Below are 415 nucleotides of genomic sequence, written 5' to 3'. Positions count from 1 at the left end.
TAAAGGGTTGCAAGCGCTGATGCCAGACCCGCCCCTGGGCAATGGCACAGGACATTACCGCCTGCTCTGCCGAGGCACGCATTACGCAGCACTCCCCGGCTGCGCTGTGCCAGCAATGCCTTCCACCACGTTCAACGCAGACACCACACCATCTTCATGAAAGCCATTGCGACACCAGGCACCGGCAAACCAGGTACCCCGTTTGCCGTTTTCTTTCAGCAATTGCTCCCGGGCCGCCACGGTGTGCGGAGTGAACAACGGGTGCGCAAAACGGTAGCGGGCCAGGATCTGTTCTTCATCAATAAGGTCGGTGGCATTGAGCGTCACACAGAACGTTTCCGGGGCGCTGATGCCCTGCAGGATATTCATGTTGTAGGTCACCTGAACCCGCTCCTGATCCTGTTCAAACAATAGA

The 415-nt window shown here is 57.6% G+C and carries 1 pseudogene; it reads right to left on the bottom strand.

Annotated elements, in window-relative coordinates:
• Positions 1 to 81 precede the first annotated feature (81 nt).
• Positions 82 to 415 (bottom strand): annotated as a pseudogene (locus tag A3754_RS27450) (FAD-dependent oxidoreductase); the annotation flags it as partial.

Source organism: Alcanivorax sp. HI0083 (genome assembly GCF_001635175.1).
This window is presented reverse-complemented; position numbering and strand designations above follow the sequence as displayed.